Origin of the sequence: Limisphaera ngatamarikiensis (genome assembly GCF_011044775.1) — a bacterium.
GTDB classification, from domain to species: Bacteria; Verrucomicrobiota; Verrucomicrobiia; order Limisphaerales; family Limisphaeraceae; genus Limisphaera; species Limisphaera ngatamarikiensis.
The window spans coordinates 63,303-84,498 of the sequence record NZ_JAAKYA010000042.1 but is presented as its reverse complement, the minus strand read 5'-3'; the positions used below and the strand labels follow the sequence as shown (position 1 = coordinate 84,498).

Below are 21,196 nucleotides of genomic sequence, written 5' to 3'. Positions count from 1 at the left end.
AGATGGGCTTCTGTAAAGTACTTCCGGACCGGCCGGAAAGCGGGATGGGGCGTGCGGGAAGGCGCGATCGGGTCTGCCTACAGCTGTGGGCTTCCCATGTAGGCGAGGGGCACAACGTCTGGCAGGGGAAGAGAGCCCACCGGCGCGCGGGTTCGGGTCAGAGGTCCCCTTGCTGCCACAAGGCGCTTATCTCTGCCACGGGGCGGGCCGTTCCCATTGCCAGATGGCTTCGACCGGCTGGCGCTGCCGAATGAGGGCAGAACGGTTCTTGTGCACCAGCGCCTCGGCGGCCAATGGCCGGGTGTTGTAATTGGACCCCATGGCGGACCCGTAGGCGCCCGCGCTGAGGATGGCCAGAAGATCGCCGGGCCGGGGCAACGGCAGCGGACGATCCTTGCAGAAGTAATCGCCGGACTCGCACACCCCGCCCACCACGTCGCACTCGACCATGGCGGCCTTGCTGCGGCGGACGGGCACGATTTCATGGTGGGCGTCGTAGAAGGCGGGGCGGATGAGCTCGGTCATGGCTGCGTCCACGATCACAAAGGTTTTGCGGCCGGTTTTCTTGATGTACTCGACGCGCGTGACAAGGATCCCGGCATTGCCGGTGATAAAGCGGCCCGGCTCCAGCAGGACGCGCAGGCCCAAAGGCTTGAGGATTGGGACCAAGCGCGCGGCGTGAAGTTCCGGGGTCAACATGCGCCGGCCCCTGGGCGTCTGCCACCAGGCCGGGTCGCCGCTGGCCAACGCCTCCTCATAGACGATGCCCAGGCCGCCCCCGATGTCGAAAAACTCGAGACCATACCGGTCTTTCAGCCGCTGTACCAGGGGCGCGACCTTGCGCACGGCGTCTTCAAACGGTTGCACCCGGGTCAGTTGCGAGCCGATGTGCATTTGAACGCCGCGAAGCCACAGGTTCCGACGGCGGGCCGCCCGGGCGTAAAGTTCTTCCACCTGGTCGAAAGGGATGCCGAACTTGTTCTCGTAAGTGCCGGTGGTGATTTTGGCGTGCGTGTGTGCTTCGACGTCCGGGTTGACCCGGATGGCGACGGGGGCGACGCACCCCAGATCGCCTGCCAGCCGGTCGATGCGTTCCAATTCCTGCTCGCTTTCGACGTTGAAGCAGTGGATTCCGGCACGGAGGGCGGTGACAATTTCCTCTTCGGTTTTGGCCACGCCGGCAAACACGCAGCGGTCGGCCGGCCCGCCCGCCGCCAGTACTCGCAGCAATTCGCCGCCGCTGACGACGTCGAACCCGCTGCCCAGGTCGGCCATCAGGCGCAGGATCGCCAGGTTGGAGTTGGCCTTGACGGCGTAGCAGGGCAGATGACGGACCCCGGCCCAGGCCTCATCGAGCCGGCGGAAGTTGTCCGTCAGGGTTTGCTGGGAGTAGACGTAAAGCGGTGTACCGTGTCGCCGGGCCAGCGTCTCGATCGACACGCCCTCGCAAAACAGTTCGTCTCCGTGGTATCGGAAATGATGCATCGTCCTGCCACTCCTTGTGCTGCGCGGGCAAACGGGTCGAAGTGCGGGGCATCAAGCCGGGGTGCAGCGGATGCCCTAGCGTTGCACCCCCCCGGACAGGATCCGCGCACGTTCTCGGTGGTACTCCTCGGGTGTCAGACGATCGGCTTTGTAGGCTTCCAGCAGTTCGGCCAGGCGCGTCCGTTGTTCGGGCGTCAGGGGTGGTTCCGGAGGCTGGAAGGGCGGCGGCACCGGGGTTTGCTTCTTCACCCCAACGCGCTGGGATCCAAGGGTTTGGGCATCCGTGCCGGGCATGCTTGGCGCCATCGGCTTCGCTTCCTCAGCGGTGGGTTCCCCAGTTTTTTCGGCCTCTTTTGCCGAGACCAATTCGGAGGCTTTGGGACGTCGACCGACGGAGGCTCGGGCCGGGATTTCGTAGGGATGGTGAGGGGCGTACAATGGTTTGCGGTCCGACCGGGCAGTCGACCCAGCATGCACGGCCGGAGGATTACTCAGTAGCCCGGTGACCCCCACCAAGCTGGCAGCCACCCATGACAGGAACTTCATACTTGAAGCTTCTAGGACAAGAGCCTTCCGAAGGCAACTGGTTTTGATGAGCTGCGCGCCGGCCGAGCGGGTGTTCCGGAGCGCCACGCATATGGGCCGGAGGGGCCGGCAACTGAGTGGGTAGCACCGTTGATGCGCCGGAAGATTCACCCGGCCTCGCGATCAAGGCGCTTTATGATTCCCAGCAGGAAACCGCTGCGGCGGGGCGCTTGCGGCTTTTGGTGAGGGCCACAGATTGTCGGTGCCCGGCGGTTGGGTCGTTCGGGCCGGGAGAGAAAAGGGTGTGGTGGAGCCCGTTGAGTTCAGATCGCAAGGCGATTCGCATGGGCCGGCTCGGGCGTTTCCATGGCCCACCCGATGTGGCGCGGCGGAGGGAATGAGCCGTTCGCCCCTCTACAGGGCCAACGGGGTTCAGTCGTTCGCCACGACCGTCCAGAAGCCGCGCGGATCGTTGATGGAACCGCGGCCGATGGTTTGTTCCACTTTCAACAGTTCGCTGTGCCCGTCGTGGAACAGATAGTTGAAGCGCCCGTTGTGCAGGTAGTAGACGGGACCACCGTAGCCCTCCAGTTGCCGGGCGGGACTGGGCACGGCAGCGGGCCAGCAGTTGCCGGCGATGTTGTTGGTTTTCGGGTTTTCGGCGAGGAGAAAGGTCCGCGCTGGTTGCTCGACCACGGAGCTCTTATAGCCCGGTTGTTCCCAATTGGGCAGGCCCGGCACGCCGCGCCACCAATAATATACGCCCACACCCCGTGTGGTGGGCGGCAGGGGATCGCCGAACCGGTTCACTGATAACGAGGCTTCGATCATCGAGTAGGTCCGGCGCTGGCCGTACTGCGCCCAAACCACCGTGTTCGGGACCCGGTCAGCCGGGCATTTGAGGAGTTTCGGGACGTACACGCTGTCCATGATCGCCAGGTCGAGTTCCGATTGGGGGGCCGTGCCTCCCAGACTCCGATGCAGCAGGTCGTCCCAGGACATCTGGTACATGTAGTCCCCGGTGTAAATGGCGGCATAGGGGTACATGTCGTTGTTGTCGTTGAGGTGCAAGGCCATGGCCACCCCGATCTGTTTTTGGTTGGCCATGCACTGGGTGGTGTGGGCCTTGGCCTTGGCTTTCCCCAGCGCCGGCAAAAGCATGGACGCCAGGATGGCCAGGATGGCGATTACGACCAACAGCTCGATCAAGGTGAATGCACACGGGCCCGTGTGGGGTTGTGCGGGCCGGTCATGACAAGGATTGAGGCGCATGGCGGGATCTCTGTCACCGTTTGACCAGCATGACCTCCAGCCGTTTGGGGTCGATGGTGTATCGCATGCCCGGCGGAGGCGGTGGAAGGGTCTTGATATAGCCTGCGGCCACCACCTCGTCCAATCCGCCGGGGACGCGCCTTCGTTCGGCGCTGTACCGGCGCACGGCCTGGGTGAGTGCTTGCAAATCCGGCGCGGCGGCTGCGGGTGCGGCCGGTGTGTTTACGTGGGCGGGGGAGCCCGGCGGTCCAAGGGGTTGACCCGGCTCAACCGATGGAGGCGATCCGGTAGGAGGTGTCGCAGCCGGGTCCGTGGACGGACCGGACCGCCCGCATGCCTGGAACAGGACCAATCCCAACACCCCGGCCCCCAACCAGGCCAACAGCCTGCGAAGCCTTGCGGGCGCCCCGGCTCCATACGTTTCGCCCCGACGAGGTCTCGTGAATCGGTCGTTCATGGCGCTGAGGACGAAACTCTCAATGGACTCAACTTATAGGGGCGGCGCACAGAATGCATGTCATGAGAATTGGTGACAGAGCGTGCGCGGAGCAATGAAATGCCCGGCGGGTTGCGATTCCATAGCCGGCCCGAAAATTTTCACCCTACCCCGGTATTTGTCCCACCCCCTCTTCTACGATGGGGCTGTATGAACGGGAACACGATGTTGCGGGGGAAGGGAATGCAACTGGAACTGGACCTGGGCCGGCTTGGAACGCGCCGGTGCAGCATGGCGGAGCGGCGGCGGGCTCGGGCTGCATGGTGGTTTGCCCAGATGCGGCGCGTGGTGGAGGAGGCGGCTCGAGCTGCCGAGGCCGCCGGCGCGCGCGGGCACATGCGCCCGGGTTTTTCGGCCCCGCGCCCGACGCGGTGACGTGGCGTCAGGGGTGGTGGGGGCGGACTGGCTCGCCGGGCGCGGGCGCCTGATCGCCGGGGTTGGCGGAGTCGGAACTTCGGCGGCGCGGTGTGCCGGGCCCCGGGGAACGGAAATGTTCCTTGCGCAGGCCGTGACGGCGCATTTTGTCAAAGAGTGCCCTAGGGGTGATGCCTGCGCGGCGGGCGGCCTCGCTCACACGGCCCTGGGTCACGTGAAGCAGCGTTGTGAAGTAGGCGCGCTCCACGCGGTCCAGCTCGGTCCGGCGGACCTCCTCCCACGTCCGATGGATCCACTCGGCGGGACTGCCCGGCGCGGTGGTGGTCGGGCTGGTGGTCCCGGTCGTAGGGTTCTGCGAAGGTCGGCAGCGAATCGCGTAGGGGAGGTCATGGAGGGTGATTTCGTTGCCCGGGCACAAGAGCATGGCCCGTTCAAGCACGTTCATCAGTTCCCGCACATTGCCGGGCCAGTCGTACTGCTGCAGGGCCTCGACCGCCTCCGGAGTGATTCCCGTTACGGGTCGGTTCACGCGGGGTCGCAAATGTCGCATAAAGTTCTGGATCAGGAGGGGAATATCCTCTCTCCGCTCTCTCAGCGGGGGCACCGTGAGCGTGATCACACCCAGTCGGAAAAAGAGGTCGCGGCGGAAACGCCCGGCTTCCACATCGGCCACAACGTCGCGGTTGGTTGCCGCCATCACACGAACATCCACGGAGATGGTGCGTTCACTGCCCAGCCGGCGGATGGCCCGCTCCTGGAGGGCTCGCAACAACTTGACCTGAAGGTGAAGGGGCATGTCACCGATCTCGTCGAGGAACAAGGTGCCGCGATGAGCCAGTTCGAAGCTGCCCCGATGGGTGCGCACCGCGCCGGTGAAGGCCCCCTCCTCGTATCCAAACAGTTCACTTTCCAGCAGCGTGTCCGGGAGGGCAGCGCAGTTCACGGCCACCCACGGCCCTGCAGCGCGCGGACTGGCCGCGTGAATGGCCCGGGCCAGGTGTTCCTTACCCACTCCGGTTTCCCCGAGGATCAGCAGGGAGGCGTCACTGGGCACCACACGACGGACCAGATCCAAGAACGATTGCATGGCAGGGCTGACAGAGACGAAGTCAGCCAGGGAAGGCACGGGTTGCTGCTGCAGGGCCGCAGCCAGGAACGCCCGGCGTCGTGTGAAGATCGACCGTAAAGCCTCCGTCAGGTCTTCATCCGTGAGCCGGGGCGACAACACAGCCTCCGCCCCGGCGGCGATCCACTTGCCCGTAACCGCGCCCTCGGGGTTCTCTTCAAACACAACCACCCAGGGGGCCTCCGGCAATTGTTGCAGTTGACGGATGCTCTCGGGAGCCAGCGGCCGGATGCAATCAGACTGCACCAACAAAATGTCGCAACATGAACGTGCCACGGTGGTGACGTCCACCCGCGCCCCGGGCAGGTTCTGCACCTCGGCATCCAAACCCCTGCAAACGCGTTCCACCCGGCGCTTCAACGGTGGGGATGCCAATTGGAGAGCGACTTTGAGGAGCATGGGAAGTTGTGGTTCCTTTCACTCCGGTTCTGTGAAGCAATGGTTCCTTGTTGACCGGAAGATTTACTACCGACGTCAACAGCCCCTTGGCAAGCCTGGTTGAGCAGAAGCCGGCTGGGGTTTTCCAAGTTGTTGGGATGGTGTGTGTTGGCGCGCCAATCCTCTAGGCCTTTGGGTTTGGCATGTCGGCTGCCTTGGATGCGGTTGCCGTGTCTCTCGTGGCGCCGGAACCTCCGGCTTCATGGGCGAAGACCCGCATGTGAATCAAGTTTGCAAACGCAGACCATGGCCCAAAAGAATCCTGCTACCGAACCATCGAAGAAAGGGACCGGGTCGAGCAAGACCACGGGCGGCCCTGGGCAGGCTCCCGCGAAACCTTCGACTCCTGGCGGACAATCCGGGACGGGCCCGTCCGGCAAACCAGTCGGCGGTTCAAATCAGCCACCGAAGCGGTAGGCCGCGGGCCCGCTCGGATTTTGAGAGACTGATCCAACCCGCCCGTTACCGGTGCGGCGGGTGGGTTGGGACAGCCCCCGAGTGATCCGGACCCTCAAAGCTCATCCCTCCTTTCATGGTTCCGCGCGAGACCTGCCCATGGCCAGCTTTCGTGCCCGTGCGGGGCTGGTGGGGGGACAGCGGTAGTGGCGGGTGCCGCCACCCGGCAAGGTGTTTGGCGGAGCGCCGCGGTGGGTCGTGCTCACGGGCACCAAAGACGCGGAGGAATGAGTGGAAAAGTTCTTAGAACGGCGTCTTGCGGTGGTGTCCGGGTTGATCGGTCGCCGGTTTTTGCGGGCCCGATCCAGGCGAGGTTCGGGACAGTTCGTCAAAGCCGGACTGTCTAGTGTAGGTGTGACCTGTCCGGGTTTTAGCTATTGCGGCGCGCGGTACAGGGCTACCGACAGTCGTCGAGGTTCTGGCCGCGTTGGGTGGCCACCTGTGGGACGGTGGTTTTCCCCGAGGGGGGTTGTTACCCACTTTTGTTCGGATTGTCCGCCAACCTTCACCCGCTCGTGACATGTACGGGTTATCCAGGAACGTGATGTGGACGGACAACTTCCATCGGCTGGGGAAAAGAATGCCATGTTACGCATCCGATTAACCGGGCGGGCGGGTTGTGCCATCCCGTGGCTGCTGGGCCTGTTTCTTCTGCACGACGCGGGGTTTCCTCCCGTGCGCGGTGCCACAGAGCGGTACTTTGATAGTTTTGAGGAAGCCTGTGCAGCGTTGGGATTCCAACCGACGGCACCGGGCAGTGCAGTGGTGGTGTTCCTAAGTGATGCGCATATGAATCTTGGCGGCGGGCTTTATCCGGTGACCACCAACCTTGACCCGCGGTTGATTACATTTCTGAACAGCCTGCGTCCGCCACCGGCCAAAATCATTGTAGGCGGGGACATTGGCGAAGCCCTGGCACCGATGCCGGGCTGGCAACCCAGCGATCGGCTCTGGCAGCTTGGTACCAATGAATTTGCCCTATGGACGCAGGTGATGCGGCAACTGACCAACGTCGGACGCGGGGATATCGTCTGGATACCGGGGAATCACGACCAGCTGGATACGGAGCAGGACGCCGAGACATTCCGGCTCTGGTTTCCTGACATGCCTCCGCAACGGGTATTGGATGTGGCCGGGACGCGCTTTTACCTCCTGAACTGCGGGAATTACGGCGGGCGGAATGCGGCGCAAAGAGAATGGCTGCGCCAACAGTGGATGAACACGCCGGCGGGCATGGAGCGTGTGGTTGTGGTGCATGTGGCTCCGTTTTTGCAACGTGTCACCTACCGTGGCATCGGACTGGACCTGCGCGAGGTGATTGCCGATTACCAGGGACGTGTATGGGTGTTGAGCGGTCATGAGCACTCGCACACAGCGAAAAGCTACCGTGTGGGCCGGGCCGATGTGTGCCAGGTGATTGTGGGTACGGCCAACCCGCAGGCAACCAATGGCCGGTCCTATGATACAGGCTGCCTGTTGGTATGCTTGAACCGGGGGATCGCGGGGTTGCTGTACTGGCATCTGTACGACGGGCGTTTTCACATTGTTCAACCGCCCTTTGACGCAGTGCCGGAGACGGTGGCGGGAGCCTTCGAAGAAGTACCCGGGCTGGTTTGGCGCCGATTGAAGGCGCGCGGCCAACCTCCGGAAGTGGCGAGTGTGGACGCTACGGACTCCGTTGAATGGTATGCGTACACGCGGCTGCTGGAGTGGAGGTTTCCCTGGGACGGACGCGTGTGGCCCGTGGAAGAGTTTTGCCTCCTGGCGTTGGGGGTCACACCGGGCGCCACCGTGGAAATCAAGAATGAGGCCGGCGATTGGCAGGCCTTGCCATGGCCGCAGGCTACGAACGGGACATACCGCTTCCGCATACCTGAACCGCTGCGCGCCCACAGCTTTTTTGAGTTGCGGTACCGAAGCAAGGGATTCAATGATTTTATCGGTGGTTGGGGGTTGGTGGGACCGGCCACGACGAACCCGGAAGGTCCGTCCGGGACCGGTGAAGTCGCCGACATCGTGGTGTCTGCCGGAGAGACGTTGAACGTGCCCCTGATGGCCTGGCTGGGTGAGTGGAGCGGGGCCGGCTTTGGTTGGCTTGCCCGGGGAGGCTTGGGGAGCTGGGTGGATCCGGTCGCGGGCTGGTTGCGATGGAGGGTTCCTCCAGAGGTACCCACCGGAGTTTGGACGTGGTGGGAACTCCTGCGCCGGGGAGGCTCAAACCTCTTAACCGCTTTGAGGGTTCCTTGTGTCGTGGCGGGGCCTGATCGTTTGCGTAGGGCCTCTCCCGAAGGAGGGCATTGGTGGGTTCGTAATCTTGCTGCCGTGGAGGGAATGCCATGGTTTGAACGCGATTTTGCCGCCGGGGACTGGCTTCCGGCGGTTGGCCCGCTGGGGTATGGTCGGACTGGGTTGGCCACGGACCTGGAGGCGCTCTGGGGCTATCGTCCCGCGGCTGTGGCCCTGCGGGGATGGTTCAGGTGGCCCGGCGCAATGGAGGGTGCCGTGGCGCCGACCTTTCGACTGCGATCCGGTTTGCGCTGGCGCTTATGGGTGAATGGTCGCTGGATTGCGGAAGGACCCGGCTTCACGAATGCGCCGATTCAGTCATGGCTTGTGCAGTCGGATCTGGACGGGCCGGGCACGGCCCTCTGGGACGTGTCGGTCCCGTTGTCCGGCTTGGTGCCGGGCTCCAATCTGGTTGCGGTGGAGATCCGGGCCGAGGGCTCGGAACGGTTGCCCCGCTACTACATAGCTTTCGACGGTCCCGTTTTGGAGTGGCGCGAGAAAATCTCGGGAGAACGGTTGCGGGTTCGGGCATCGAACCTGGATTCGGTGGCAGGTCGCTGGAGTGGGGCTGTCACCAATGGAGGGTCATCAGACGGGCTGGAGGTGCCGGGCTCGGAGAGTTGGGCGCCGGCCGAGGGATTTACCGTGGGTGGGTGGTTTGCGTACGGAAAGCAGGGCGGGGATGACCCGCCTTCGTATGCCATCGAAAAGCCGGGCCTGTTTGCCCTGTACTATACCGGCACGCGCACAAATCGCTACCGGTTCCGCGTGGGGTCGGCCGAGGTCCAGGACACGACCTCCGGGACCGTCCCGGGCCAGTGGAGGTTCGTCGTGGGATGGTTCGACGGGACACGTGCCTACCTTCAAGTGGACCAGGGCCCGGTCCTCAGTGTCGCAGCCGAAAGGCCGGCCGGGAGCGACAGGGCAATCACTCTGCTGCGTCGCAGTGGCGGCGGCGGATTCGCGATGGACGAGGTGTTTCTGTTTGACCGTGTGCTCACGGCCGAGGAGCGGGCTGCCATCTACCGCGAAGGGGTGTGGGCACGGTTTGGCGTGACGCCCGAGGCATTGTCGTGGGAGGGAGAACTTCGGTGGATCAGCATCGAACGGCCTGTTTTGGGCTCTGTCCCTTCACAGGTGCTGGCGTCGGCGGGGGGGCCGTTGACGCTCGAGGTGGACGTCCAAAGCCCGGCCCCCCTGGCGTGTTTTTGGATCCGTGACGGCGCGGTGGTGCCGGGCGCAACGAACCGGTGGCTGCGTTGGCAGAACCTGGCCGTCTCGGATGCCGGGTGGTACCAGCTGGTGGCCAGCAACCGGGTCGGCGCGGTCACCAGTGCACCGATCCGGTTGATCGTTGTCCGTCCGCCGCGGCTGGTGTGGGAGCCGGGCGGGAAGCCGGGAACATTGCGGCTGCGTTCCACGGATGTTGAGGAAGTCGGACTCAAGCTGGTGTTGGAGACCTCGGAGGATTTGGTGAACTGGACGCGCTACCGGGAGGGGGTGGGTCAGGTGCTTGTGGACGTGCCCATTGACGCCGACGGGACCAACCGCGCACGGTTTTTCCGGCTGCGATTGGAGTGACCCATGGAGGCTTACGGCGTCCAAAGTAACTTGGCTGAACCGTTCTGGATGCCAGGATTCAGCGCATCGTATCAGAGGAGGCGGGGCGTGAATGAGGGCAGACCAGTGAGTGAGAGGACAGAGAGATCAAGGCATCGGCTGGTGATGTCGTTGTGGTATTGGGGGCTGGCCGGGTTGGTGCTGTGGGGACCGAAGGTCCGGGCGACGGTGGATCCGGTGCTGGTTCCCGCGGGAGGGCAGTGGCGGTATTGGGTGAATCGGGTGGACAGTCAGGGGCCGCCGGCGGGTTGGTGGCTACCGGATTTCGACGATTCTTCCTGGCCGGTGGGGCGGGGCGGGTTTGGCTCGGGTCTGGGAGACGAAACCACGGTGTTGGAGCGAACAAACGTGGTGTCGGCGTGTTTCCGGACGGCGTTTGTTGTGGAGAATCCCTCGGAGATACGCTGGCTGGTCCTGCGTGCAGGGTACCAGAGCGGTCTGGCCGTGTGGCTGAATGGGACGAACGTCTATAGCATTGGCCTCCGGCAACCTCCGAGTGTTTGGGATCAGACGCCGCCGTTTTATGGGCGCTGGTACACGCGCGAGGTGGATCTGAGCGGTTTTACGGGGATTCTCAGGACCGGCACCAACATCCTGGCGGTGCAGGTGCACAGCCACGTGACCAATCCCGCGGCATTGTTCTGGTCGGGGGAACTCCGGGCGAACGTGACACGGGGACCAATCCTTTCGCGGGTGCAGTCTCGAACCGCCCGGATCGGCGTCCGCACGGCCCGGCCGGCAACGGTCCGTGTGCGTTACGGAAACGGGGATGTGCTCGATCGGACGGCCACAGGATTGGGACCCGCCCGGGACCATGTCGTGGAACTGACAAACCTGGAACCCGCGATGGAGTGGTCCTACCAAGTGGTGGTGGAGGCGGAGGGTGCGGAGGTGGCGTTGCCGGTGGAGAAGTTTCGAACACCGCCGGAGCGGGGGCGGTTGCGGTTCGTGGTGGTGGGCGACAGCGGGTCCGGCACCCTGCCTCAGCTGCAGGTGGTTTCGTGTTTGTCCACGGCGGCCGTGGACCTGATCCTGCACACGGGCGATCTGGTCTATCCGGAGCTGACCCGGGAACTGGTGGGCCTGCGCTGTTTGAGTGTGATGGATCCCCTGCTGCGGCGGGTGCCGATGTATCTAACGATGGGAAACCACGACCTTTACAACACCTTGTACCGGGACTTGCCGGGTACGCCCTACCTGGAAACCTTTGACCTGCCCACCAATGCTGTGACCGGCACAGGGCACTTCTATTCCTTCGACGTGGGGGAGGTGCACTTCGTCAGCCTGTTCGCGCCCACCCTTTTGCCCTTTCCGGGTACAACGAACTTTGCTCTCGGGCCCGAGAGCGTTCAGTTGCAGTGGTTGAGGGAGGACCTGGCGGCAAGCGGGAAACCGTGGCGAGTGGTGTTTTTGCACAGTCCCCTTTTCACCTCGGGCGGGCGCCGATACGACGACATGAATACCAACGGCGTGCCGGATCGCCTGGAGTTGCAGGGGTGGCTTTTGCCCGTGCTGAGCCGGTATGGGGTTCAGGCCGTCTTTTGCGGGCATGACCATGTTTATGAGCGTTTTCGACCCGTCCAGGGGGTGCACATTTGGACCAGCGGAGGCGGCGGGTATACCCTCTATTCGCTAACCGAGCGGGATCCCTTGAGCGTAAAATTCGAGGTCCGGTTCCATCACCTGGAGTGCGAGGTGGAGGGCGATCGTCTCGTGGTTGTGGCCCGGGATCGTTTCGGAGCGGTGTTCGACAGGGCCGAGGTGCCGAGGGTCCTGCCACCCAGCGTGGATGCGGGCCTCGAAGGAAGCGCCGGACAAGACCCTCTGGCGCTCCGGCTGGAATGGAACAGTGCGCCGGGGGAACGTTACCGGGTGGAACGGGCCGAATCTTTGGAGGGACCGTTTGTGGGAGTGGAGGATCTTATTGCGAACGATTTTCGTACCGTTTGGAGCACGCCCCTGCGTGACAACGCCTCTTTATCGGGGGCGGGGGCGGTCTTTTACCGGGTGGTGTGGCTGAGATAGACGCCTGGTTCGCAGCCGGGGGCGGGGCAGGCGCGGGACGCCGGAACAGTGTCGGCCGCGGGCTTATAGCGGCACCGTTCTGGCTTGGCACCTGCCAGGGACATTCAGGGCTTGGTCAGGGGCACTGTGCAAGGTTTGCCGGGTGGGCGGGACGAGATCCCTCCCTGCGCCGCCGCGGCTCAGATGACGAAGTCCGTGTACTCGAGTTTGGCCCGTTCTTGGGGTGGCCGTAGCATGCCGGCGGCAACGGTGGCGTTGGTACCGGGCTCGATGAGGATGAACGAGCCGGTCATGCGATTGGTGTGGTAGCCATCGTAGATCAGGGCCTTGGAGGTGCGGATACGCACCTCGCCGATGTCATTGAGCTGGAGTTCGGCGGGTGCGGGCCGGGGTTCAAACGTCGTGATGTCCAAACGGTGTTCGATGGAGGTCACGACCGCCTGCACGGTCTGGGTGGTGTGCTTGAGGAGGAACTTGCGTCCGGGAAGGAGCGGACGCGTGTGCATCCAGCAGATTCGGGCCTGGACATCCTGGCTCATGCCGGGAAGTTGCTCCGGGTCCACGATCATGTCGCCGCGGCTGATGTCCAGGTCATGTTCCAGTACCAGGGTGATACTCTGGGGGCAAAAGGCCTCGGGTTCGATGCCGTCGGGGGTCCAAATCTCCCGCACTGTGGTCTTCCAGCCGGATGGGAGGACCAGAACCTTTTGTCCGACCCTGACGATTCCGCCGGCGAGTTGACCGCTGAAGCCGCGGAAATCGTGGAGGTTGGGATCGGTGGGCCGGTGCGGGCGGTTCACCCATTGGACCGGGAACCGCAACTGGGTGAGATTCCAGTCACTGGCAATGTGGACGGTTTCGAGGTGCCGGAGCAGGGTGGGCCCCTCATACCATGGGGTGTGCCGGGATGGGTCCACGACGTTGTCGCCATACAGGGCGCTGATGGGGATGAACTTGACGTCGCGGAAGGCATCCAGCTTGGGCAGGAAGGCCTCGATTTCGGCGCGGATCTCCAGGAACCGGTGCTCGCTCCAGTCCACCAGATCCATTTTGTTGATGGCGAAAACGATGTGGGGGATGCCGAGCAGGGCGGCGATGCAGGCATGGCGCCGCGTTTGTTCGGTGACGCCTTGACGCGCATCCACCAACACCACGGAGAGATTGGCCGTGGATGCGCCTGTGACCATGTTACGGGTATACTGGACGTGTCCCGGGGTGTCGGCGACGATGAAACGGCGGCGCGGGGTGGCGAAGTAGCGGTAGGCGACGTCAATGGTGATGCCCTGTTCCCGTTCCGCGCGGAGACCGTCGGTGACGTTGGCCAGGTTGATCTGGCCGCCGCCGGTGAGGTCAGCCGACCGCTGAAGGGCTTCCAGCTGATCCTCCATCAGACTTTTGGAGTCATAGAGGAGACGGCCGATGAGGGTGGACTTGCCGTCGTCCACGCTGCCGCAGGTGTTGAATCGCAGGATTTCGATGGAAGGCGTGGCGGTCATGGGAGTTCCGAAAGGATCGCAGAGGTTCCTGCCGCGTGTTCAGAAATATCCGAGCCGCTTGCGGTCTTCCATGGCGGCCTCGCCGGTACGGTCATCGGCACGGGCGCCGCGTTCGGTGACGCGGGCGGCGGCGACCTCGGCGATGATGTCGTCGAGGCTGTCCGCAGGGCTTTCGATCATGCCGGTGCTGATGATGTCGCCGATGGTGCGGACGCGCACGCGGAGTTCACGGACCTCCTCACCCGGCTGGGGCGGGAGGAATTCGTTCACGGCCAGCCACTGGCCCTGGCGGCGAACGCAGAGGCGGTTGTGGCTGAAATAGATGCTGGGGACCTCGAGCTTTTCCTTGCGGATGTATTCCCAGACATCCAGCTCGGTCCAATTGGACAGCGGGAACACCCGCATGTGTTCGCCGGGGTTGACACGGGTGTTGTAGAGGTTCCAGACCTCGGGACGTTGGTTGCGGGGGTCCCACTGCCCAAACGCGTCGCGGAAGCTGAAGAACCGTTCCTTGGCGCGGGCCTTTTCCTCGTCGCGGCGGGCCCCTCCAATGCAGGCGTCGAAGCGGAACTCTTCGATGGCCGCCAGCAGGGTGGGGATCTGAAGCCGGTTGCGACTGATTTCGCCCGGGGCGGGCACGGCGATGCCCTTCGCGATGGCGTCCTCCACCTTGCGCACGATCAGCCGGGCGCCGAGTTCGCGGGCTCGTCGGTCCCGGAACTCGTTCAGTTCAGGGAAATGGTGCCCGGTGTCGATGTTCAATAACGGCATGGGGATGGGGGAAGGCCGGAACGCCTTCTCGGCCAGCCGCAGCAGACAAATGGAATCCTTACCGCCGGAAAAGAGGATGCAGGGGCGCTCGAACTCGGCGGCCACCTCACGGATGACGTGGATGGCCTCACTTTCAAGGTATTGAAGGTGATCCAACTGGTAGGAGTTTCTCATGCGGTGATCGAAACGTTCCGCTGGCCAGGGTCCGGGCAAACGGGCTCAGGACGACAACACCTGGGATCCCCAACGGGCGTGCAGGCCGCACTCGCGCTTTTCGTCGGCCTTGGCCGGATCGAAGTAATCCCATTCGTTGGGGAGGTTATGCTGCCGAAGGTAGGCTTCCATGTCGGCATCGCTCCAGTGGAAGACCGGACTGACTTTCAACAGCTTGAAATTCTCGTCCCACACAACGACGTCGAGGCCGGCTCGGTGCGGGTTTTGGACCTTGCGCAGCGCTGTCAGCCAGACCCGGGGGGCCAGCTCGCGAATCCCGCGCTGGAAGGGTTCCAATTTCATGAGGGCGCTGAACCGACGAAGTCCTTCTTCGTCTTCCGGGCCGGGAGGTGGACCATGAAGGGCCTGGTAATGGGCGGCCGAAAGTTTGGGGTGGTAGATGTGAAGGTTCAGGTTCAACAACCGACGCAGCTCCTCCGCGTGCCGATACGTGGCGGGCCGATTAAAGCCGTGGTCCACCCAGAGCACGGGAATGTCGGGTAGTTCCTGGACACAGAGGTGCAGCAAAACGGCCTCGTAGGGGCGGAAATTGGTTGAGACCACCGCGCGCCCCTCCGCGCGTTGGAGGGCCCAGCGCACAATGTCGCGTGGGTGGCGGTCCCGGAGCTCGGCGTTCCATTGTTGAATGAGTTCGGCGTTCATGCGGGAACGGGTGCAGCTTGAGTTTCCGACCAGAGGACGCGGGCGGCCCAGTCGCCGAAGCGCTCGCTTGCCCGGCGTTCACGTGCGTAACGTTCCAAAAGAGAGCGCAGCTCGGCCTCGAGCTCGGTCTCCTTCACCGTATCCTTCCAGAGTCGGTTGAGCCGGGTTCCGGCCACGTCGCCGCCGACCCAGAGTTGGTAGCGGCCGGGCGCCTTGCCCACCAGACCGATCTCCGCCATGTAGGGTCGGGCGCAGCCATTGGGACAGCCGGTCATCCGGACAATGATTTCCTGATCCTGCAGCCCCAGTTCGGCTGCGATCCGCTCCAGTCGGTTCAGAACGCTCGGCAGAAGACGCTCGGATTCGGCCAGGGCAAGGCCGCAGGTGGGCAGGGCAGGGCAGGAGAGGGCGGCTGCACGGATGACGCTGGTCTGGCGATCGGTGCGCACGCCGTGGTCGCGCAGGAGCGCGTCCAGTTCGGGGCGCACAGCCTCGGGCACGTTGGCGAGAATCACGTTCTGGTTCGGCGTGAGACGGAACTCGAGGTCCGGCCAACGGTCGGCCACCAGGCGCAGGGCGGTCTTGAGCCGCACCTGCGCGGTATCTTTGACCCGACCGGACTCGACAAAGACGGTGAAGAACCAGCGCCCGTCCACCTGCCGGTGCCAGCCCAACAAATCGCCCGTGGTGGTGAAATGGAAGGGGCGCGCCGGCTCGAGCTTGAAACCCGCCCGTGCCTCGACCTCGGCGCGTGTCCAGTCCACGCCCCGCTCGGCGACGACGTACTTGAGCCGGGCATGTTTCCGGTTGGTGCGGTCGCCGAAGTCTCGGTGGATGGTCAGAACGGCCCGGGCCACGTCAATCACCTTTTCCCGGGGCAGGAAGCCAATGACATCCGCCAGGCGCGGATAGGTTTGGGCGTTGCCATGGCTGCGGCCCATCCCCCCACCCACGGCGAGGTTGTAGCCCAGCAGCCGACCGTCTTCCACAATGGCGATGAAGCCGAGATCGTTGGTGAGGATGTCGATGTCGTTGACCGGGGGAATCACAAAGCCGGTCTTGAATTTGCGCGGCAGATAACCCTTGCCGTAGAGCGGATCTTCGAAGTCGCGGTGTTCGGGTTGATTGAGATTCAGTTCGACCCCTTCGACCCAGATTTTGTGATAAGCCGGTGTGCGCGGCTTGAGGGCCTCGGCCACGCGTTTGCAGTCCTCGAACACCTCGGCCCGGGCCGGCGTATAGGCCGGTGTGGGCGGCGCCATGACGTTGCGGTTGACATCGCCGCAGGCGGCCAGCGTGGACAGCAGACACTCGTTGATGCCATGGATCAGCGGACGCAACCCGGATTTGACGACCCCGTGGAATTGGATGCTCTGTCGGGTGGTGATGCGGAGGGTGTTGTTGCCGTACCGGGACGACAGGTCATCAAACACCGCCCATTGACGCGGGGTCATCACGCCGCCCGGGATCCGGCCACGGACCATGAAGATCCACTTCTTGCCGGTTTTCCGCAGATCGCGGTCGTCCTGCTGGTAAACGCCGTGAAATTTGAGGAACTCGTAGTCGTCGTCGCTGAAATGGTCCGTGGTCGGATCCGCCAGCGTGGTGGCGATGGTGCCGGCCAGGGTGGGGCACCCGGTCTTGAGGGCTTCGTTGCGGGTCAGGCCATTCGGAGAGGGGACTGCATTCATGGGTTCAACCACTTCAGGCTTGTACCTGGCGGCGCGCCTCGTCCGCCAGGGGGGTGCTCAGGTAACGCTCGCCCGTGCTGGGCGCCACGGTCACGATCAGCTTGCCCTTGTTTTCGGGGCGTTTGGCCACCTGCATTGCGGCCCACACGTTGGCCCCGCTGGAAATACCGGCCAAAATGCCCTCCTCCAGGGCCAATCGGCGGGCCATCGCGAAGGCGTCCTCGTTGCTGACCGTGATGACCTCGTCGAGGATTTGTAGGTTGAGCACCTTGGGAACAAACCCCGCGCCCGTACCCTGAATCTTGTGGGGACCGGGCTTGATGGGTTCGCCCCGCAGGGTCTGCGTGATGACGGGTGAGTCTTTCGGCTCGACGGCGATGACCTTGAAATCCTTCTTCCTGGATTTGATGACCTCACCCACGCCGGTGATGGTGCCGCCGGTGCCCACCGCCGCGACGAAGATGTCCACCTTGCCATTGGTGTCAGCCCAGATTTCCTCGGCAGTGGTTCGGCGATGGATCTCCGGATTGGCAGGGTTTTCAAATTGCTGAGGGATCCACGACGGCTGGATGTCCCGATGCAGCTCCTCGGCCTTGCGGATGGCGCCGCGCATGCCTTCCGGACCGGGCGTGAGCACCAGCCGGGCGCCAAGCATGGCCAACAGCGTGCGCCGTTCCAGACTCATGGTTTCCGGCATGGTCAAAATGAGCTTGTAACCGCGGGCAGCCGCCACGAACGCCAGGGCAATCCCGGTGTTGCCCGAGGTGGGCTCGATGATGGTGGTGTCCGGCGTGAGAATCCCGTCGCGCTCGGCCGCGGCGATCATGGCGTAGCCGATCCGGTCCTTCACGCTGCTCAGCGGGTTGAAAAACTCGCACTTGACCGCGATGGTGGCGTCAAGACCGGCGGTGATGCGGTTCAACTTCACCAGCGGGGTGCGCCCCACGGTGCTGACGATATCCGGATGCAACGGCATGGCTGTGTCCTCCGTAATGTTTGGTAATCCACTCAGATGCTGTAGTCCTCCTGCCCTTTCACGCGGCCGAAGGAAATCCGATTCCAAACACGCTCATGCAAATAGTAAAGCAGGATTTTGGTGCACAATTCGATCAGGCCGATCGATACGGCAGCTTTGAACCGGCCCGTGACCAGGAACGACACAAAGATCGTGTCCAGCGTGCCGGTAATCCGCCACGAGATGGCCTTGACCAAGCTCCGGTATGGCTTTTCGACCACATCACCCTCCCGTTTCCATCCGCCAGGCGCGACCTTGAACGCCTTGGTCGGGACTGCCGGGGCTGGCTTGCGAGTCCAGCCAACCTGCCGGAGCCCCGACGTCCGGCCTCTTGGGACCTCAAACTTGCCGGCTGGGCATCGCTGACCCAAATCAGCGTCAACTGCCGGGCCAGCATTCGATTTCTTCTGCTTTGCACCTGCAAGACGCACCAACAGTACCAAGAAACTACAAAATGTCAATAGGGTTTATAGAATTTTCTTGGGGCCTGCCCGAGGTTTTTGCAACTCATTGGAAGCCAGTGCATTGCCCTGTCCGTGGTCAGTGGGAAGCCAGGGCTGACAGGCAACCAAGGTTTCAGCGCTGGGATAGGAAGTTGGTTCGGTTCCGTGCGTGGCGGCCCGCCCCACGGGTGCGGCGGGCTTGGTTGGGGTCCAACGTTGCTTGGGGCGCCGGGGCGGATATTTTGAAGGGCATGTTTGAGACGATTGAAGCCCAACTGGCCACCGCAGCAGACAAACTGAAGCATCTGCGGAGGTTTCTTTGACGTGCCCGGTGCGCAGCGCCGTCTGGAGGAAATCGAGACCCAGATGGCCGCGGAGAACTTTTGGGCCAATCGCGAACAGGCGCAAAAACTCATCGAAGAGGCGAGCCAGTTGCGGTCCAAGATCGAGCCCCTGCGGAAGGCCGAAAAACAGCTGGAGGATCTGCGGGTGATGGTGGAGCTGGGCAAGGCCGAGCCGCCGTCGGCCCAGCCGGCGTTGTTGGAGGACCTGACGGCGGATACGGAAAGGTTTCTCAAGGAGCTGGAAAAACTCGAGCTCAAGGTCCTGCTCAACGGTCCGCACGATCACCGTAACTGCATCATGAGCATCAACGCGGGTGCCGGGGGGACCGAGTCCTGCGACTGGGCCGCCATGCTGTTGCGGATGTACCAGCGGTGGGCCGAGTCGCGCGGCTGGGAGGTCGAGATAGAGGACATCCTTCCGGGTGAGGCGGCCGGGATCAAACATGCGACGCTGACGATCCGGGGCGAGAATGCCTATGGTTTTTGCAAGGCCGAACGCGGCGTACACCGGCTGGTGCGTATCTCGCCCTTTGATGCCAACAGGCGGCGGCACACGAGCTTCGCCAGTGTGGACGTGATTGCCGAGATCGAAGACCCTGGCGAGATTGAGATCAACCCTGCGGATTTGGAGATCGAGTTTTACCGGTCCGGAGGCAAGGGAGGTCAGAACGTGAACAAGGTGGAGACCGCCGTACGGATCCGGCACATCCCCACAGGGATTGTGGTTGCCTGCCAAAGTCAGCGTTCCCAGCACCAAAACCGTGCCACGGCCATGAAGTTGCTGATTTCCAAACTCCTGGCCTGGCGGGAGGACCAGCAACGGGCCGAGATGGAACGTTTTTACGGGGAAAAGGGCAGCATCAGTTGGGGCAACCAGATCCGCAGTTACGTCCTGCAACCCTACCGCATGGTCAAGGATCTTCGGACGGGGGTACAGACGGGTGACACGGACGCCGTGCTGGACGGGGACCTGGACATGTTCGTGCATGCCTGGTTGCGAGCGGGTTGTCCGACCAGGCGGCAGCAGGGGATCAAGGACGAGGAGGACGAGGCATGACGGCGCCGGCAGGAGTGCGGACGGTGTTGGACACCATTGTTGAACGGAAGCGCGAGGAAATCGCGCGTTTGCCGGCCCGCACGGTCACGGTGGAGGACCTCCGTGCGGCCCTCAAGCAGCGTGGATCGACCCGGGACTTTTGCGGGGCTCTACTATCGCCGCCGGTGGGACCGCCGGCGCTCATCGCGGAGGTCAAAAAGGCATCGCCCTCGGCCGGCGTGATCCGGCCCGATTTTGACCCGGTGGCCGTGGCGCGGACTTATGAAATGGGCGGAGCGGCCTGCTTGTCCGTGCTCACGGATGAGCCGTTTTTTCAAGGGCATCTGGAATACCTCCGCCGGGTCCGGGCTGCTGTCCGGCTACCGTTGTTGCGGAAGGACTTCATCCTGGACGAGCGGCAATTGTTGGAATCGGTGGAGTGGGGGGCGGACGCGGTGCTGCTGATTGTGGCGATCCTGCCGCAGCCGCGGCTGCAATCGCTGCACGACCTGGCCGTCCGGGCGGGGTTGTCGGTGCTGGTGGAGGTGCATGACGAGACAGAGTTGGAACGTGCCCTTGCACTGAAACCGCGTTTGTTGGGGGTGAACAATCGTGACCTTCGAACATTTCAGGTCGATCTGGGTACCACGGAACGGCTCGCCCGCCGGTTGCAGCAGCTTTGTCCAGATCCCCGGCGGCGTCCCTTGCTCGTGGCCGAAAGCGGTATTCACTCCCGGCAGGATGTGGAGCGGGTTCGTGCGGCCGGCGCGGATGCGATTCTGGTGGGGGAAAGCCTCATGCGGAGTGCCGATCTCCCGGGACGGATTCGCGAGCTGATGGGCCTATCGGGCTGAGGAACGCGGCCGCAGGTCGGGTGCAGGTTGGAACCGCGGCGCTGCAGGCCAACTCTTCATGCAGCGCTTGGGTGCTTTCTCAAGGCCGGCCGCTGTTGCCCGGCTTGCTTCCTGCAGGCGAGCAGATCGATCTTCCATGCGGCATGGACGATGCCGACCGTTCACGGGGTTGAGTCCCTTGGTGGCCTCCAGCCGCGGGATGGCGACAGGCCCTAGCACAATGACCCGGCCATTACCCCCGGCCACCGGCCACGAGCGACAGCATCGGGAAAGCCATTCACCTCAGTGCGTGGGCAGGGGAATGCGCGAGCTGACGGATGGGCACCGGGTCGATTTTGGGCCCACTTCAAACAGCAGCAGTAAACGGCCGACATGCCAGCCTTGACCGGGCCTTGCGCGCCCTTCGGGACTCATCAAGGGCTCAACAACAGACGCAAACTGAGGAAGGTGGAAAGACAAGAGGCGGCCATGCCGGTTTGCCGCACAAATCCAGGCACCGCCATGCACGGCAGAAGCGGGCAAATGCCGGTTTCAATGTCGTTTCCGGTCCTCTGGGGATACGGGGC

16 protein-coding genes are annotated in these 21,196 nt (G+C 63.5%); 5 read left to right on the top strand and 11 right to left on the bottom strand.

The window, feature by feature from the left end; all coding sequences use genetic code 11:
• Nucleotides 1–186 precede the first annotated feature (186 nt).
• From lysA to G4L39_RS06175, 4 genes are all read right to left on the bottom strand, one after another.
• Nucleotides 187–1,485: a diaminopimelate decarboxylase gene (gene lysA, locus G4L39_RS06190; protein ID WP_165106743.1), complete on the bottom strand. Its 1,299-nt coding sequence runs from the start codon at nucleotides 1,483–1,485 to the stop codon at nucleotides 187–189.
• A 75-nt stretch (nucleotides 1,486–1,560) separates the two neighbouring features.
• Entirely contained in the window at nucleotides 1,561–1,791 is a 231-nt protein-coding gene (locus tag G4L39_RS06185) for a hypothetical protein (RefSeq protein ID WP_165106742.1), read from the bottom strand.
• A 651-nt stretch (nucleotides 1,792–2,442) separates the two neighbouring features.
• Nucleotides 2,443–3,282: a type II secretion system protein gene (locus tag G4L39_RS06180; protein ID WP_165106740.1), complete on the bottom strand. Its 840-nt coding sequence runs from the start codon at nucleotides 3,280–3,282 to the stop codon at nucleotides 2,443–2,445.
• Between the two features lie 13 nt (nucleotides 3,283–3,295).
• On the bottom strand, nucleotides 3,296–3,739 hold the full coding sequence (locus tag G4L39_RS06175; RefSeq protein WP_165106739.1) for a hypothetical protein: 444 nt from the start codon (nucleotides 3,737–3,739) through the stop codon (nucleotides 3,296–3,298).
• A gap of 189 nt (nucleotides 3,740–3,928) precedes the next feature.
• Between G4L39_RS06175 and G4L39_RS06170 the strand changes: the two genes are divergently transcribed.
• The gene (locus G4L39_RS06170; RefSeq protein ID WP_165106737.1) at nucleotides 3,929–4,153 is read left to right on the top strand and encodes a hypothetical protein; all 225 of its coding nucleotides are present in this window, start codon (nucleotides 3,929–3,931) and stop codon (nucleotides 4,151–4,153) included.
• Nucleotides 4,154–4,160: 7 nt separating this feature from the next.
• Here G4L39_RS06170 and G4L39_RS15400 read toward each other — a convergent pair whose 3' ends face one another.
• Complete coding sequence (locus tag G4L39_RS15400) at nucleotides 4,161–5,678, bottom strand: sigma-54 interaction domain-containing protein (RefSeq protein WP_165106736.1); 1,518 nt, start codon at nucleotides 5,676–5,678, stop codon at nucleotides 4,161–4,163.
• Nucleotides 5,679–6,758: 1,080 nt separating this feature from the next.
• Between G4L39_RS15400 and G4L39_RS06160 the strand changes: the two genes are divergently transcribed.
• Both G4L39_RS06160 and G4L39_RS06155 read left to right on the top strand, forming a co-directional pair.
• The gene (locus G4L39_RS06160) at nucleotides 6,759–10,040 is read left to right on the top strand and encodes a LamG-like jellyroll fold domain-containing protein (RefSeq protein WP_165106734.1); all 3,282 of its coding nucleotides are present in this window, start codon (nucleotides 6,759–6,761) and stop codon (nucleotides 10,038–10,040) included.
• A 144-nt stretch (nucleotides 10,041–10,184) separates the two neighbouring features.
• Entirely contained in the window at nucleotides 10,185–12,104 is a 1,920-nt protein-coding gene (locus tag G4L39_RS06155; protein WP_165106733.1) for a metallophosphoesterase family protein, read from the top strand.
• A 179-nt stretch (nucleotides 12,105–12,283) separates the two neighbouring features.
• On the opposite strand, the gene G4L39_RS06150 is transcribed toward G4L39_RS06155, so the two are convergent.
• Genes G4L39_RS06150 through G4L39_RS06125 form a run of 6 tightly spaced genes read right to left on the bottom strand, consistent with a single transcriptional unit; the run spans nucleotide 12,284 to nucleotide 18,174 of the window.
• On the bottom strand, nucleotides 12,284–13,600 hold the full coding sequence (locus tag G4L39_RS06150; protein WP_165106732.1) for a sulfate adenylyltransferase subunit 1: 1,317 nt from the start codon (nucleotides 13,598–13,600) through the stop codon (nucleotides 12,284–12,286).
• Between the two features lie 39 nt (nucleotides 13,601–13,639).
• Nucleotides 13,640–14,545: a sulfate adenylyltransferase subunit CysD gene (cysD, locus tag G4L39_RS06145; RefSeq protein WP_165106731.1), complete on the bottom strand. Its 906-nt coding sequence runs from the start codon at nucleotides 14,543–14,545 to the stop codon at nucleotides 13,640–13,642.
• Nucleotides 14,546–14,590: 45 nt separating this feature from the next.
• Complete coding sequence (locus G4L39_RS06140; protein WP_165106730.1) at nucleotides 14,591–15,247, bottom strand: phosphoadenosine phosphosulfate reductase domain-containing protein; 657 nt, start codon at nucleotides 15,245–15,247, stop codon at nucleotides 14,591–14,593.
• Nucleotides 15,244–16,938 carry an NADPH-dependent assimilatory sulfite reductase hemoprotein subunit gene (locus G4L39_RS06135; protein WP_165106729.1) on the bottom strand — a complete coding sequence of 565 codons (1,695 nt, stop codon included), beginning with the start codon at nucleotides 16,936–16,938 and terminating at the stop codon, nucleotides 15,244–15,246. Before G4L39_RS06135 ends, G4L39_RS06140 begins: the two co-directional genes overlap by 4 nt.
• Nucleotides 16,939–16,951: 13 nt before the next feature.
• The gene (gene cysK, locus G4L39_RS06130) at nucleotides 16,952–17,914 is read right to left on the bottom strand and encodes a cysteine synthase A (protein WP_165106728.1); all 963 of its coding nucleotides are present in this window, start codon (nucleotides 17,912–17,914) and stop codon (nucleotides 16,952–16,954) included.
• A 32-nt stretch (nucleotides 17,915–17,946) separates the two neighbouring features.
• Nucleotides 17,947–18,174 (bottom strand): DUF2061 domain-containing protein, encoded by a 228-nt coding sequence (locus tag G4L39_RS06125; protein ID WP_165106726.1) that lies wholly within the window; start codon nucleotides 18,172–18,174, stop codon nucleotides 17,947–17,949.
• A gap of 525 nt (nucleotides 18,175–18,699) precedes the next feature.
• Here G4L39_RS06125 and prfB point away from each other — a divergent pair.
• A complete protein-coding gene (prfB, locus tag G4L39_RS06120; protein WP_165106815.1) occupies nucleotides 18,700–19,797 on the top strand; it encodes a peptide chain release factor 2 in 1,098 nt (365 codons plus the stop codon).
• Nucleotides 19,794–20,630 carry an indole-3-glycerol phosphate synthase TrpC gene (trpC, locus tag G4L39_RS06115; RefSeq protein ID WP_165106724.1) on the top strand — a complete coding sequence of 279 codons (837 nt, stop codon included), beginning with the start codon at nucleotides 19,794–19,796 and terminating at the stop codon, nucleotides 20,628–20,630. Before prfB ends, trpC begins: the two co-directional genes overlap by 4 nt.
• The last annotated feature ends 566 nt before the right edge of the window (nucleotides 20,631–21,196 follow it).